At 71.7% G+C, this 13569-nt stretch carries 12 protein-coding genes; 9 read left to right on the forward strand and 3 right to left on the reverse strand.

What is annotated here, in order from left to right:
• Positions 1-13 precede the first annotated feature (13 nt).
• The 3 genes from ACFRAL_RS13540 to ACFRAL_RS13550 all read right to left on the reverse strand — a co-directional run bounded on the left by ACFRAL_RS13540 (position 14) and on the right by ACFRAL_RS13550 (position 3502).
• Positions 14-1627: a xylulokinase gene (locus ACFRAL_RS13540; RefSeq protein ID WP_378883725.1), complete on the reverse strand. Its 1614-nt coding sequence runs from the start codon at positions 1625-1627 to the stop codon at positions 14-16.
• The gene (locus ACFRAL_RS13545) at positions 1624-2406 is read right to left on the reverse strand and encodes an L-ribulose-5-phosphate 4-epimerase (protein ID WP_378883728.1); all 783 of its coding nucleotides are present in this window, start codon (positions 2404-2406) and stop codon (positions 1624-1626) included. The genes ACFRAL_RS13540 and ACFRAL_RS13545 overlap by 4 nt, the downstream gene beginning before the upstream one ends.
• A gap of 94 nt (positions 2407-2500) precedes the next feature.
• A complete protein-coding gene (locus ACFRAL_RS13550) occupies positions 2501-3502 on the reverse strand; it encodes a LacI family DNA-binding transcriptional regulator (RefSeq protein WP_378883731.1) in 1002 nt (333 codons plus the stop codon).
• A gap of 283 nt (positions 3503-3785) precedes the next feature.
• Between ACFRAL_RS13550 and ACFRAL_RS13555 the strand changes: the two genes are divergently transcribed.
• The 9 genes from ACFRAL_RS13555 (at position 3786) to ACFRAL_RS13595 (ending at position 13561) form a co-directional block, all read left to right on the forward strand.
• Complete coding sequence (locus ACFRAL_RS13555) at positions 3786-4775, forward strand: ABC transporter substrate-binding protein (RefSeq protein WP_378883734.1); 990 nt, start codon at positions 3786-3788, stop codon at positions 4773-4775.
• A 110-nt stretch (positions 4776-4885) separates the two neighbouring features.
• Complete coding sequence (locus tag ACFRAL_RS13560) at positions 4886-6421, forward strand: sugar ABC transporter ATP-binding protein (protein ID WP_378883737.1); 1536 nt, start codon at positions 4886-4888, stop codon at positions 6419-6421.
• On the forward strand, positions 6418-7467 hold the full coding sequence (locus ACFRAL_RS13565) for an ABC transporter permease (RefSeq protein ID WP_378883740.1): 1050 nt from the start codon (positions 6418-6420) through the stop codon (positions 7465-7467). The genes ACFRAL_RS13560 and ACFRAL_RS13565 overlap by 4 nt, the downstream gene beginning before the upstream one ends.
• A complete protein-coding gene (locus tag ACFRAL_RS13570) occupies positions 7464-8483 on the forward strand; it encodes a sugar ABC transporter permease YjfF (RefSeq protein WP_336394682.1) in 1020 nt (339 codons plus the stop codon). Before ACFRAL_RS13565 ends, ACFRAL_RS13570 begins: the two co-directional genes overlap by 4 nt.
• A gap of 59 nt (positions 8484-8542) precedes the next feature.
• Positions 8543-10060 (forward strand): sugar ABC transporter ATP-binding protein, encoded by a 1518-nt coding sequence (locus ACFRAL_RS13575; protein ID WP_336394681.1) that lies wholly within the window; start codon positions 8543-8545, stop codon positions 10058-10060.
• Positions 10053-11087, forward strand: a complete 1035-nt coding sequence (locus ACFRAL_RS13580) for a LacI family DNA-binding transcriptional regulator (protein ID WP_378883744.1) — start codon at positions 10053-10055, stop codon at positions 11085-11087. Before ACFRAL_RS13575 ends, ACFRAL_RS13580 begins: the two co-directional genes overlap by 8 nt.
• A gap of 34 nt (positions 11088-11121) precedes the next feature.
• A complete protein-coding gene (locus tag ACFRAL_RS13585) occupies positions 11122-12063 on the forward strand; it encodes an oxygenase MpaB family protein (RefSeq protein WP_378883746.1) in 942 nt (313 codons plus the stop codon).
• Between the two features lie 53 nt (positions 12064-12116).
• Positions 12117-12968 (forward strand): NAD(P)-dependent oxidoreductase, encoded by an 852-nt coding sequence (locus ACFRAL_RS13590; protein ID WP_336394678.1) that lies wholly within the window; start codon positions 12117-12119, stop codon positions 12966-12968.
• Positions 12965-13561, forward strand: a complete 597-nt coding sequence (locus tag ACFRAL_RS13595; protein ID WP_378883749.1) for a DUF1992 domain-containing protein — start codon at positions 12965-12967, stop codon at positions 13559-13561. Before ACFRAL_RS13590 ends, ACFRAL_RS13595 begins: the two co-directional genes overlap by 4 nt.
• Positions 13562-13569: the final 8 nt, after the last annotated feature.

The raw sequence follows: 13569 nt of genomic DNA on the forward strand, positions 1-13569 counted from the left end.
GTTCCTTCGGGTTTCAGAGAGCGGTGACCGCGGCGGCTTCGACGGCGAGGCCGGCTCGGTAGCGGTCGAGGTAGGCGGCGAACCCGGCGACGTCGGCGGGTTCCGGGTCGGCGGTCCCGACGGCGGCGTCGGCGAAGACCCGCTCGTCGAGATAGGACGACAGCGAGATGACGGATGCCTCGGCCGAGGCATCCGCGCTCGCCACCGCCCGCGCGTACGCGGCCAGCACGGCGATCCCCCACGCGCCGCCTTCGGAGGCGGTGTCGCCGACCGAGACGGGAGCGCCGAGCGCGCCCGCGAGGAAGCGCTGCGCGACGCCCGCGGTGCGGAACATGCCGCCGTGCGCGAACATGCGGTCGAGGCCGACCCCTTCGTCCTCGAGCACGCGCATGCCCAGCGCCAGCGTGCCGAAGACGCCGTAGAGGTGCGCGCGCATCGCATTCGCCAGCGTGAGTCGACTGTCGGGCGTGCGCACGAACAGCGGACGCCCCTCGGCGAGCCCGGCGATCGGCTCGCCGGCGAGGTGGTTGTAGGCCAGCAGCCCGCCGGCATCCGCTTCGCCTTCGAGCGCCTCGCGGAAGAGCGTCTCGTACACGGCGTCGTCGGCGAGCGGGCGACCGGACGCCTCGGCGAACCGCGCGAACATCCCCGCCCAGGCGGCGAGCTCGCTGGCGCCGTTGTTGCAGTGGACCATGGCCACCGCATCCCCGGAGGGGGTCGTCACGAGGTCGAGCTCGTGGTGCACGCGCTCGAGCGGCCGCTCGAGCACGACCATCGCGAAGATGCTCGTGCCCGCACTGACGTTGCCGGTCCGCGGGGCGACGGCGTTGGTCGCGACCATGCCGGTGCCGGCGTCGCCTTCGGGGGCGCAGAAGGGGATGCCGGGGCGCAGCGCTCCGGACGGGTCGAGCAGCGCCGCCCCTTCGGCCGTCAGCGCGCCGGCGGCTTCTCCGGCGACGCGGATCTCGGGCAGGAGCTCCGCGACCCCGGCCACCGGCAGACGACCGGCGGCGAGGTCGTCGTAGCGTGCGAGCAGCGCGGTGTCGTAGCCGGCGGTCCCGGCGCCGATCGGGAACATCCCCGAGGCGTCTCCGACGCCGAGCACCTTCTCGCCCGTCAGCTTCCAGTGGACGTAGCCGGCGAGAGTGGTGGCGAACCGCAGGGCGGGGACGTGCGCCTCGCCGTCGATGACCGCCTGGTGCAGGTGCGCGATCGACCACCTCAGCGGGATGTTCACGCCGAACGCCTCGGTGAGCTCCGCCGCTGCGGCGCCGGTGTTCGTGTTGCGCCACGTGCGGAACGGCACGAGAAGCGCCCCCGCCTCGTCGAAGGCGAGGTAGCCGTGCATCATCGCCGAGACGCCGATAGCCCCGAACGTCTCGGGCGCCACGCCGTGGCGCTGCCGGGCGTCGGAGACGAGCTCGGCGTACGCGTCCTGCAGCCCCGACCAGACCTCGTCGAGCGAATAGGTCCACAGGCCCGACTCGTAGGCGTTCTCCCACGCGTGCGAGCCCACGGCGAGCACGTTCGCCGGGTCGTCGGCATCCACGAGGCACGCCTTGATGCGGGTCGAGCCCAGTTCGATGCCGAGCGCCGTGCGCCCGGCCCGGATCGCGTCGGCGCTCACCGGCCGGCCTCTTCCGCACCGTCGTCGGCACCGCTGCGACGCTCGTCCGAACTCTGGCCGTAGACGTTCTGGTACCGGTCGTAGAGGCGGTCGATGGCCTCCTGCGGGATCGGGATGAGCGGGCCGGCCTCGCGGGCGTAGTGCACCGTGCGGGCGACGTCCTCGACCATGACGGCGGCCTTGACGGCGTCCTTCGCCGACACCCCGATCGTGAACGGTCCGTGGTTCTGCATCAGCACGGCGCGCGAGCGGTGTCCGGTGAGGGTCTCGACGATGCCGCGGCCGATGGAGTCGTCGCCGATGATGGCGAACGGCCCGACCGGGATGGGCCCACCGAACTCGTCGGCCATCGCGGTGATGACGCAGGGGATCTCCTCGCCGCGCGCGGCCCACGCCACCGCGAACGTCGAGTGGGTGTGCACGACTCCCCCGACCTCGGGCATGTGCCGGTAGACGTACGCGTGCGCGGCGGTGTCGCTCGACGGGCTGCGGTCGCTCCCCGGCGTTCCGGGGATGACGTCACCGTCGAGGTCGCAGAGGATCATGTTCTCCGGCGCGAGGTCGTCGTACGAGACGCCGGACGGCTTGATGACGAACAGGTCGGCTCCGGGCACGCGTCCCGACACGTTCCCGCCCGTCCACACGATCAGGCCGTATCGCACGAGCTCGGCGTGGAGCGACGCCACCTCGGCACGGACGGCGGCGATGGATGCCTCCACCTCGGCGGAGAACGAGGGCGGCGGCGTCGCCGGGTCGGGGCTGGTCACGGGGTCCTCCATCGGGTCTCGTGTCGAGAAGTCGGGCAGAGCATCGCCCGGGACGCCATGTTACCGGTAACACCGACGATTCGCACCGGTTGTTCGACGCCCGCGTTCAGCGGGGCGGCGCTGTGGACGCCCGGACGACCAGCCGCGGGGGCGCGACGGCCGGCGCCGGTGCGCCGAGCACCTCGGCGACGGCACGGCGGGCCTCGCCGGCGAGGTCGAGTCCGACGGTGGTGAGCGCGGGGCGATAGAACGCGGCATCCGGGTTGTCGTCGAATCCGGCGACGCTCACGTCGCCCGGGACGTCCAGCTGTGCGTGGCGCAGGCCCGCGATGAGCCCCAGGGCCATCTGGTCGTTGGCCACCGCGATGGCCGTCGGCCCCTCGGATGCCCTGACCGCTGCGGCCACCTCGCCCGCGATCGCCGCGCCCGCCGCGGCGGTCCAGTCACCGCTCCATCGCCGGCCGGGCTCGATCCCCGCCTCGGCCAGCGCCCGCAGCGCGCCGGCCTCGCGAGAACGGGCCTCGAGCCAGTCGTCGGGACCGGCGACGCGTGCGATGCGCCGGTGGCCGAGGGCGAGCAGGTGCGTCACGGCGAGCGCCGCCCCCGCCTCCTGCGGGGAGGCGCCCTGCCCGGAGTGCAGTGCCGCGACGGCGATCCCGGCGTGCGCGTCCACCAGCGCGGGCAGCGTCGCGGCGTGCGGGGCCAGGACGATGAGCCCGTCGACCCCCTGCCCGAGCAGGCGATCGGCCGCGTCGCGGACGGATGCCTCGTCCGAGGCATCCGCGTATGCCGTCGCGATCCACCGCCCGGCCTCGCGTGCGGCCGCCTCCAGCGCGGCGATGCCGACGGCCGGCCCGTACAGCGTCGCGTCGGACGCGATCACCCCGAGGGTGCGCGTGGTGCGCGTGCCGAGCGCCCGGGCGGCGTTGTTGACGCGGTACCCGAGATCGGCGATGGCGCGCAGGACGCGGTCCCGGGTCTCGGGCCGGATGTTCGGCTGCTCGTTGATGACCCGCGACACCGTCTGCGTCGAGACCCCCGCCGCGCGGGCGACGTCGCGCACGCCCACACGGCTGGACGACGGGGCACTCGCTCGCGGCTCGCTCATCGCGCTCACCCTATCCGCCTCGCCGCGCGGGCAGCCGCTGCCGCCGGTCGCGCGCCCAGCACCCTTTGCGACGGATGTTATCCCTCACTTCAACCGTTGCGCGAGGCTGTCCGGCCGGAGACGCATCTCAAGCGCGCCCGTCGCGTTATGGAACTGTTACCGCTAACATCTTGCCAACGACCGGAATGTGAGGGCTAACATCTCCAGCGTCGGAGTCGCACAGCAGCGACTCGCATCACAACGAGCCGGCAGCGATGCCGGACCAGAACGAGGAGGTTTTGGAATGAGCAGGAACAAGCTTCTCGCCGGGTTCGCGCTTCTGGGGGCCCTGGCCCTCACCGCGACCGGCTGCGCGAGCGGAGACGGCGACGGCGGCGACGCCGGGAGCGGGGGCGACGAGGTCATCACCGTCGGCTTCGCCCAGACCGGTTCGGAGTCGGGCTGGCGCTCGGCGAACACCGAGTCGATGAAGGAGGCCTTCTCGGCCGACAACGGCTTCGAGCTGGTCTTCAACGCGGCCGACAACGACACCGCCGCCCAGATCGCCGCCGTGCGCGATTTCATCAACCAGGGCGTCGACGCCATCGTCATCGCGCCGATCGTGGAGGACGGCTGGGACGACGTGCTGCAGGAGGCGGCGGATGCCGGCATCCCGGTTGTCCTCGAGGACCGCACCGTCTCGGCGCCCGACGACCTCTACGCGAGCTGGGTCGGCCTGGACTTCAAGAAGGAAGGCGTCATGGCCGGGGAGTGGGCGGCCGAGACGTTCGGCGACACCCCGACGAAGATGGTCGTGCTCGAGGGCACGACGGGATCGGCCCCCGCCAACGACCGCGCCGCGGGCTTCGACGAGGCCGTCGAAGGAACGGCGATCGAGAAGATCGACTCGCAGACGGGCGACTTCACGCGCGACGGCGGGAAGACCGTCATGGAGGGCTTCCTCCAGAAGTACGGCGCCGACGGCATCGACCTGGTCTACGCGCACAACGACGACATGGCGCTCGGCGCGATCGAGGCCATCGAGGCGGCGGGCGCAGAACCCGGCGTCGACATCCAGATCGTGTCGATCGATGCCGTCAAGGACGGCATGCAGGCGCTCGTCGACGGGAAGATCAACTTCATCGTCGAATGCAACCCCCTGCTCGGCGACCTGGCGGCGGGACTCGTCAAGGACGTGCTCGCCGGCGAGGAGGTCGAGAAGGAGGTCTACGTCGAAGACCAGACCTTCACCCAGGAGCAGGCCGCCGAGGTCATCGACAGCCGTCCCTACTGATCGCCGGCGCATCGATCCTGTACCAAGGTAGGTCGAGAGCACCCCGCCGGGCGGCCCACGGGCCCCCGGCGGCGTGCCGACGATGAAGCCCGGAAAGGCAGCTGAGTCACATGTCCGCGGACACCGCAGTCCCGCCGGTCGTCGAGATGACCGGGATCACCATCCGATTCCCCGGTGTGCTCGCACTGGACGGCGTCGATTTCTCGCTGCGCCCCGGCGAGGTCCACTCGCTCATGGGCGAGAACGGCGCAGGGAAGTCGACTCTCATCAAGGCCCTCACGGGGGTGTACCCGGTGGATGCCGGCGAGATCGTCGTCGGCGGGCGGCCGCGCCGATTCACCAGCCCGGCCGACGCGCAGGACGCCGGGATCTCCACGGTGTATCAGGAGGTCAACCTCTGCGCGAACCTCTCCGTGGGAGAGAACGTGATGCTCGGCCACGAGCCGCGCACGGCCACCGGCATCGACTGGAAGGCCGCACATCGGCGGGCAGCCGACCAGCTGGAGAGCCTGGGGCTGAACCTCGACACCCGCTCCGCGCTGTCGAGCCATTCCATCGCCATCCAGCAGCTGATCGCGATCGCGCGCGCCATGGTGCTCGACGCGAAGGTCCTCATCCTGGATGAGCCGACGTCGAGCCTGGACCGCGGCGAGGTGGAGCAGCTGTTCGACGTGGTGCGGGAGCTGCGCGCCAAGCGTGTCGCGATCCTCTTCGTCAGCCACTTCCTCGACCAGATCTACGAGATCTCCGATCGCATCACCGTCCTGCGCAACGGGCGCCTCGTCGGCGAGTACGCGGTCGACGAGCTTCCGCGGGGCGAACTGGTCAGCAGGATGATCGGCCGCGAGCTCGACGAGCTCGCCGCGCTCGCCTCGGTGGCCGATCGCTCCATCGATCGCTCGGCGACCCCGGTGCTGCGCGCGACCGGTGTCGGCAGACGCGGGTCGCTCGAACCGGTCGACATCGAGGTGTACGAGGGAGAGGTCGTCGGCGTCGCGGGCCTGCTCGGATCCGGGCGGACGGAGCTGGTCCGACTCCTCTACGGAGCCGACCGCGCCGAGAGCGGCCGGATCGAGGTGAACGGCCGCCCGGCGAAGCACGCCACCCCGCGGCACGCCATCGAGAATCGGATCGCGTTCTCGTCGGAGAACCGCCGCGCCGAAGGCATCATCTCCGACCTGACGGTGGCGGAGAACATCGTGCTCGGCATCCAGGCCCGCCGCGGCGCGATGCGACGGATCCCCCAGAGCGAGGCGGATGCCATCGTCGCGGAGTACATCGCGGCCCTCGGCGTGCGCCCGGCCGATCCCGACATGCCCGCGGGGAACCTCTCCGGCGGCAACCAGCAGAAGGTCCTGCTCGCCCGGTGGCTGGCCACGGCGCCGGAGCTGATCGTCCTGGACGAGCCCACGCGGGGCATCGACGTCGGCGCCAAGGCCGACATCCAGCGCAAGGTCGCCGAGCTGAGCGCCCGAGGACTCTCCGTCATCTTCATCTCGTCGGAGCTCGAAGAGGTGCTGCGGATCGCGCAGCGCATCGTCGTGATGCGCGACCGGCGCAAGATCGGGGAGCTCGACAGCCGCGAGGTGGATCTCGACGGACTCATCGACTACATCGCCCACCAGACCGAGGAGAGCGCCGCATGAGAGCGATCATGAAGCACCGGCTGTTCTGGCCGGCGGCCGCGCTGGTGATCCTGATCGCGATCAACGCGATCGCGCGGCCGCAGTTCATCCTGGTGACCGTCCGGGACGGCGAGCTGTACGGGGCGCTCATCGACATCCTGCGCAACAGTGCGCCGCTGATGCTCGTGGCCCTGGGCATGACGATCGTGATCGCCACGCGCGGCATCGACCTCTCCGTCGGCGCCATCATGGCGGTCTCCGGCGCGGTCGCGCTGACCATCATCGACGCCTCGCCGGACCCGGGCGATCTCGGCACGGTGCTCGTCGCCCTGCTGGTGTCCCTCGCGGTCGCGCTGGTGCTCGGCGTGTGGAACGGGTTCCTCGTCGCGGTCGTCGGCATCCAGCCGATCATCGCCACCCTCGTGCTGATGCTCGCCGGACGCGGGGTTGCCCTGCTGATCACGGAGGGATTCATCACGACGGTGAACAGCGAGCCGTACGAGTTCATCGCCACCGGCTACCTGCTCGCCCTGCCCTTCGCGTTCCTGATCTGGGTCGCGGCCGTCGCCGTGACAGGCCTCATGGAGCGGCGCACCGCGCTCGGCGTCCTGACGGAGGCGGTGGGCATCAATCCCGAGGCGAGCCGGCTGGCCGGCGTCCGCGCGCGCGGCATCGTGTTCGGCGCGTACGTGGTCAGCGGCCTGCTCGCCGGCATCGCCGGTGTCATCTACAGCTCCAACATCCGCGCAGCGGATGCGAACGCGGCAGGCCTCTTCATCGAGCTCTACGCGATCCTCGCGGTGGTGCTCGGCGGCACCTCTCTCATGGGAGGCAAGTTCACGATCGCCGGGACGGTCATCGGCGTGCTCACGATCCAGACCCTGGAGGCGACCATCCTGTTCCTCGGCGTGCCCTCCGCGCAGAGCCCCGTGTTCTTCGCCATCGTCGTCGTCGTCGTCGTCCTCGTGCAGTCCCCGCGCCTTCATCGCTGGGCACGGGGGGCGCTGCGCGCGGCGCGCGCACGCAACAGATCCGCGGCCGACGACCGGACGGGGGTCGCGTCATGACCCGGAGCCTCGAGATGACGGCGCGTCGCACGGCGACCCCGTCGCGCTACGCCACCTTCATGAGCCGGCACGCCTCGCTGATGCCGACCTTCGCCGCCGTCGCGATCCTCCTCGTGCTGCTCGTCGGCGCGCAGTCCCGCTTCCCGCGCTTCCTCAGCCCCGGGAACATCTCCGCGCTGCTCCTGGACAACGCCTATCTCGTGGTGCTGGCCGTCGGCCTGACCTTCGTGATCCTCACCGGCGGCATCGACCTGTCGGTGGGATCGGTCATGGCCTTCACCGGCATCCTGGGAGCCAGCCTGCTCTCGCAGGGGGTGCCGGCGGCGATCGCGGTGCCGATCATGCTCGTCGCGGGAGCCGCCATCGGCCTGCTGATCGGCGTCCTCGTGCAGTACTTCGACGTCCAGCCCTTCATCGCGTCGCTCGCGGGCCTGTTCCTCGCCCGCGGCCTGGCCTTCGTGGTGAGCCTCTCGTCCATCCGCGTGGAGGATCCGGCGGTCCTGTGGCTGCAGCGCACGCGCTTCAGCCTCGGCGGGTGGTACATCACGCCGACCGGGATCATCGCGCTCGCCACGGTCGCGGTCGCATTCGTGGTGCTGCTCTGGACGCGCTTCGGCCGCACCGTCTACGCGATCGGCGGGAACGAACAGTCCGCGCGACTCATGGGCCTGAGCGTCGCCCGCACGAAGATCGTGGTCTACGTGGTCAGCGGCGTCTGCGGCGGACTGGCCGGCCTGCTGCTCACGGCCTACTCCGGCGCCGGATACCCCCGCAACGGCATCGGCACCGAGCTCGACGCGATCGCGGCCGTGGTCATCGGAGGCACGCTGCTCACCGGCGGCACCGGCTATGTGCTCGGCTCGCTGATCGGCGTCTTGGTCTACGGCACGATCAAGAAGCTGATCTCGTTCATGGGCGCCGAGCAGGCGTGGACGCAGATCATCATCGGGGCGCTGCTGCTGGTGTTCATCGTGGTGCAGCGGGTGATCGTCGCACGCTCGCAGCGCCGAAGATAGGCGGTGACACCACGTCCGCGCACAGCGGTCGCGCCCCTCTCCGCCGGGATAATGGCCTGATGGAGATGGCGCGGCCGCTGCTGCAGCTCTCCGGGGCGACGGTGCGCTTCGGAGCGGATGCCGCGATCGACGGCGTCGACTTCCGGCTGTTCCCCGGCGAGGTCCATTCGCTGATGGGCGAGAACGGCGCCGGGAAGTCGACCCTCATCAAGGCGATCACGGGCGCCCTTCCGCTCGACGCCGGCGTGCTGACGCTGGGCGGCGAGGTGATGCGCTTCTCCTCGCCGCACGACGCCCAGCGCGCCGGGATCAGCACGGTCTACCAGGAGATCGACCTTCTCCCCAACGTGTCGGTGGCCGAGAACATCGCGCTCGGCCGGGAGCCGCGCAGAGCCGGGGCGATCGACTGGCGCCGCATGCGCCGCGAGGCCCACGATGCGCTGGCCGACCTCGGCCTCGACATCGACCCGGCGTCGCGGCTCGGCACGCACTCGCTCGCGGTGCAGCAGCTGGTCGCGATCGCGCGGGCGATCTCCGCCGACGTGCGCGTGCTCGTGCTGGACGAGCCGACGTCGAGCCTCGACCTGGACGAGGTCGCCGAGCTGTTCCGCGTCGTGCGCGATCTGAAGCAGCGCGGTGTCGCGATCCTGTTCGTGTCGCACTTCCTCGATCAGGTCTACGAGCTCTGCGATCGCGTCACGGTGCTGCGTGACGGCCGGTTCATCGGCGAGTACCTCACCCGGGAGCTGCTGCGCATCGACCTCGTGCAGGCCATGCTGGGCCGGAGCGCCGCCGCCCTCACCGCCGCGCCCCGCGCGGAGGGCGCGCTCGAGGAGCGGCATCCGTCCCTCACCGCGCGAGGCGTCTCGGCCGGCGCGGGCATCCGCGACGCGGACGTCGAACTGCACGAGGGCGACGTCCTCGGCGTGGCCGGACTCCTCGGCTCGGGGCGGACCGAGCTGGCGCGCGCGATCACCGGCATCGACCGGATCGACAGCGGCGTCATCCGCATCGAGGGGTCCGGCAAGGCTCCGACCGGCCCCCGCTCGGCGATGTCGCTCGGCGTGGTCTACTCCTCCGAGAACCGCCGGACGGAGGGCATCATCAGCGAACTGAGCGTGCTCGAGAACATCACGCTGGCCCTGCAGGCCGACCGCGGGATGATGCGTCGCATCCCGCCGGCGCGGCAGCGCGAGCTGGCGGCGAGCTGGGTCGAGGCGCTCGACATCCGGCCGCCGGATCTCGATCGCCCCGCCGGCACGCTGTCCGGGGGCAACCAGCAGAAGGTGCTGCTCGCCCGCCTGCTCGCCCTCTCGCCGCGCGTGCTCGTGCTCGACGAGCCGACACGCGGGATCGACGTCGGAGCGAAGGTCGAGATCCAGAACCTGGTCGGGGAGATGGCGGCCAACGGGCTCTCGGTGATGTTCATCTCGGCGGAGCTCGAAGAGGTGCTGCGCGTCGGGCACCGGGTCGCCATCCTGCGCGACGGGCGCATCGTCGACACGCTGCCGTCCGACTCACTGACCGTCGACTCCCTGCTCGCGCTCGTGGCCCGACCGGAAGAGCTCGATGACTGACCCGCGGGTGACGGCCGACGACGGATCCACGCGGGCCGCGAACATCTTCGACGTCGCCCGCCTCGCCGGCGTGTCGCACCAGACGGTGTCGCGCGTGATCAACGACCTGCCCAACGTGCGCCCGGCGACCCGAGCGCGCGTGGAGCAGGCCATCGCGCAGCTGCGCTACAGCCCCTCCCCCGCCGCCCGCGCCCTGGTCACCCGCCGGACGCGCACCATCGGCCTGGTCACGCCGGGCGTGCCGGACTACGGCCCCACGTCGATCGCGACCCACTTCAACTTCGCCGCCCGCGCCGCGCGGTACAGCGTCGACACGGTCAGCGCCGTGGATCCGGACCCCGCCGCGATCAAGGGCGTGGTGGAGGGGCTGCTGCGGCAGCGGGTCGATGCGATCGTGCTCATCGTCGTCGACATCGGGGTGCTCGAGGTGGTGCGCGGCCTGGATCTGAGCATTCCGCTCGTCGCGGCGACGGCCACCGCCCGGCGCAGCCCCCACATCGTCTCGATCGACCAGTACCGCGGGGCGAGGTCGGCCGTGCGCCATCTCGCGGAGCTGGGCCACACCCGCATCCTCCACCTCGCCGGCCCCACCCGCGCACCCGATGCGCTGGAGCGCATCCGCGGGTGGCGCGACGAGCTGGCCGAGCGTCGGCTTCAGATCGTCGAGCCCCGGCACGGCGACTGGTCGGCAGCCAGCGGGCATCGGGTGGGCCTGGACCTCGATATCACGGCGGGATCGGCCGTTTTCGTGGGGAACGACCACATGGCGATCGGGCTGATGTCGGCGCTGCGGGAGCGGGGGCTGCGCGTGCCCGAGGACGTGAGCGTCGTGGGCTTCGACGACGTGCCCGAAGCGGGCTATCTCTACCCGCCGCTGACCACCGTCCGGCAGGACTTCGGCACGCTCGGCGAGCTGATCATGCAGAAGGTGCTGATCGCGGTGGAGGAGCCCGACAGCGTCACCGAGGACACCCCGATCCCGACGCACCTCATCATCCGGGAGTCCACCCGGGCGCCGTCCGCATGAGCCCCACCGCCGCGGGCCGTGGCACGCTGGAGCCATGGGCGCACGATCTCGCACCGAGGGCCGGCCGACGCTCCGCGCCCGGCTGCTGACGGCGCTCTCGGGTGATCCCGACGGCACGCCGGCGTGGGTGCGCGCCCTCGCCGACGGCGACGATGCGGGCTGGTTCGCGGACGGCGGCGCGGTGTGGACCGTGCACGCGGGAACGGGGACGTTCGTCGCCGGCATCCGTGCCCTGCTCCTCCAGGCGCTGCATCCGGGAGCGATGGCGGGCGTCCACGACTTCTCGCGCTACCGGGACGACCCCATCGGGCGCCTGACCGGCACAGTGCGGTGGATCATCTGCGTCACCTACGGATCGACCGCGCAGGCGGCCCGCGAGACGGGCCGCGTCGCGCGGCTGCACGAGCGCGTGCAGGGCTCGTACGAGTCGGCGTCGGGCACGCGATCGTACTCGGCGGCGGACGCCGATCTCGTCGACTGGGTGCACCTCGCCTTCACCGAGGCGTTCCTCGGCGCGCACGAGCGCTGGGGCGGCCCGATCCCGGGCGGGCCGGACGCGTACGTCCGCGAGTGGGCGCAGGCCGGTCGGCTCATGGGGCTCGACGACCCGCCGCTCACCGAGGCCGATCTGCACGCCCGCATGGACGGCTACCTCGCGCGCGGCGAGCTGCGCCGGGACGAACGCGTGGACGACGTCGTGCGGTTCCTCAGACGCGCGCCCTTCACCGGCATGATGCGCATCGCGTACCGGGTGCTGTTCGCCGCAGCGGTGGCGAGCCTTCCCGTCCGGTACCGGCGCCTGCTCGGCCTGCGACGCACACCGCTGCCGGTCGTGACGGTGACGCGCCTCGTGCTGGCGGTCTCGGCGCGGGCGCTCGCCCGCGGTCCCCGCGCACAGGACTTCGCCCGCGACCGCCTGCGGCGTCTCGCCGGCGAGGAGTCGACGACTGCCGCCGCCCGGACCCCCGCTCCCTGACCGACTCGCTCGCATCCGCCCCGGTGGCACGCGGCGCATGGCACTCTGGGTGCATGCGTATCGCCCTCACCGGATCATCCGGAAAGCTCGGCTCGGTCGTCGCCCGCGAACTCCGCGCGGCGGGCTACGACGTCATCGGGATCGACGTCGTCGGCTCGCGCGGGCCCGACTTCGTGCAGGTCGATCTGACCGACTACGGCCAGGTCGTCGACGCCCTCGCCGGGGTGAACGACCGCCACGACGGATTCGACGCCGTCGTGCACCTGGGTGCGATCCCCGCCCCCGGCATCCGCTCGGATGTGGCGACGTTCCACAACAACATGAATGCGACGTTCAACGTGTTCTGGGCAGCCGTGCGGCTCGGCATCCGTCGCATCGTGTACGCGTCGAGCGAGACGGTGCTGGGTCTGCCCTTCGACGTGCCGCCGCCCTACATCCCGGTCGACGAGGAGTATCCGCCGCGCCCGGAGTCGGTGTACTCGCTCGTGAAGACCCTCGAAGAGCGCATGGCCGTCGAGCTCGTGCGCTGGCACCCGGACCTGTCGATCACCGGCCTGCGGTTCTCGAACGTGATGGTCCCCGAGGACTACGCGGAGTTCCCGTCGTACGACGACGACGCCCGCAAGCGCAAGTGGAACCTCTGGGGCTACATCGACGCGCGCGACGGGGCGCAGGCCGTGCAGCGCGCGCTCGAGGTGGCCCCGCCCGGGTTCGAGACCTACATCATCGCGGCCGCCGACACCGTGATGTCCCGCCCGAACGCCGAGCTCGTCGCCGAGGTGTTCCCCGGCGTGCAGACGCGCGAGTTCGCGGAGCACGACACGCTGCTCTCCATCGACAAGGCCCGCCGGCTGCTCGGCTACGAGCCCCGGCACTCCTGGCGGGACCACATCCCGGGATCATGACCGAGGGGCCCCGCGAAGCCGCTGAGCGCTACCGCTTCGAGAAGTGGCAGCGCGAGCACGGCCTCCTGCCCGACGAGGCCGAGGCGACGGATGCCGCAGATCAGCGGTCCGCGGCGACGCGAGCGTATTCGGCCGCCGACCGGGCGGCGGTCGTCGAGACCGCGATCCAGCAGGCGATCCGCCGGGGCGAGTTCGATGACCTGCCGGGCGCCGGCAAGCCGATCCCCGGGCTCGGCGAGAGCCATGACCCGGACTGGTGGATCCGCCGCAAGATCGAGACCGAGAAGCTCACGGGTCTCGGGCCCCCGGCGCTCACCCTGCGCGTGGAGAACGTCGAGCTGGACGACCGGCTCGACGAGCTGGCACGCGAGCAGGACGTGCGCGAGGCGGTCGAGGACTTCAACCGCCGCGTGATCGAAGCGCGCCGTCAGCTGCTCGGCGGTCCGCCTGTCGTCACCCCCACGCGCGACGTCGAGGCCGAGGTGGCCGCGTGGCGCGAGCGTCGCGACGCCCGCCTGGCGCGCTCCGAGGGCGGAACGGATGCCGCGCCCGTGCGCCGTCACCCGTGGTGGCGTCGGCGGGGTCGCGAGTAGCGCTCCCC

Source organism: Microbacterium sp. NPDC056736 (assembly GCF_042790415.1).
Lineage (GTDB): Bacteria > Actinomycetota > Actinomycetes > Actinomycetales > Microbacteriaceae > Microbacterium.

What these genes read in the sequence shown, in the direction of transcription:
- ACFRAL_RS13555 (WP_378883734.1), top strand. Translation starts at nt 3,786, where the DNA reads ATGAGCAGGAACAAGCTTCTCGCCGGGTTCGCGCTTCTGGGGGCCCTG.
- ACFRAL_RS13590 (WP_336394678.1), top strand. Translation starts at nt 12,117, where the DNA reads ATGCGTATCGCCCTCACCGGATCATCCGGAAAGCTCGGCTCGGTCGTC.
- ACFRAL_RS13550 (WP_378883731.1), bottom strand. Translation starts at nt 3,502, where the DNA reads ATGAGCGAGCCGCGAGCGAGTGCCCCGTCGTCCAGCCGTGTGGGCGTG.
- ACFRAL_RS13575 (WP_336394681.1), top strand. Translation starts at nt 8,543, where the DNA reads ATGGAGATGGCGCGGCCGCTGCTGCAGCTCTCCGGGGCGACGGTGCGC.
- ACFRAL_RS13585 (WP_378883746.1), top strand. Translation starts at nt 11,122, where the DNA reads ATGGGCGCACGATCTCGCACCGAGGGCCGGCCGACGCTCCGCGCCCGG.
- ACFRAL_RS13560 (WP_378883737.1), top strand. Translation starts at nt 4,886, where the DNA reads ATGTCCGCGGACACCGCAGTCCCGCCGGTCGTCGAGATGACCGGGATC.
- ACFRAL_RS13595 (WP_378883749.1), top strand. Translation starts at nt 12,965, where the DNA reads ATGACCGAGGGGCCCCGCGAAGCCGCTGAGCGCTACCGCTTCGAGAAG.
- ACFRAL_RS13565 (WP_378883740.1), top strand. Translation starts at nt 6,418, where the DNA reads ATGAGAGCGATCATGAAGCACCGGCTGTTCTGGCCGGCGGCCGCGCTG.
- ACFRAL_RS13580 (WP_378883744.1), top strand. Translation starts at nt 10,053, where the DNA reads ATGACTGACCCGCGGGTGACGGCCGACGACGGATCCACGCGGGCCGCG.
- ACFRAL_RS13570 (WP_336394682.1), top strand. Translation starts at nt 7,464, where the DNA reads ATGACCCGGAGCCTCGAGATGACGGCGCGTCGCACGGCGACCCCGTCG.
- ACFRAL_RS13545 (WP_378883728.1), bottom strand. Translation starts at nt 2,406, where the DNA reads ATGGAGGACCCCGTGACCAGCCCCGACCCGGCGACGCCGCCGCCCTCG.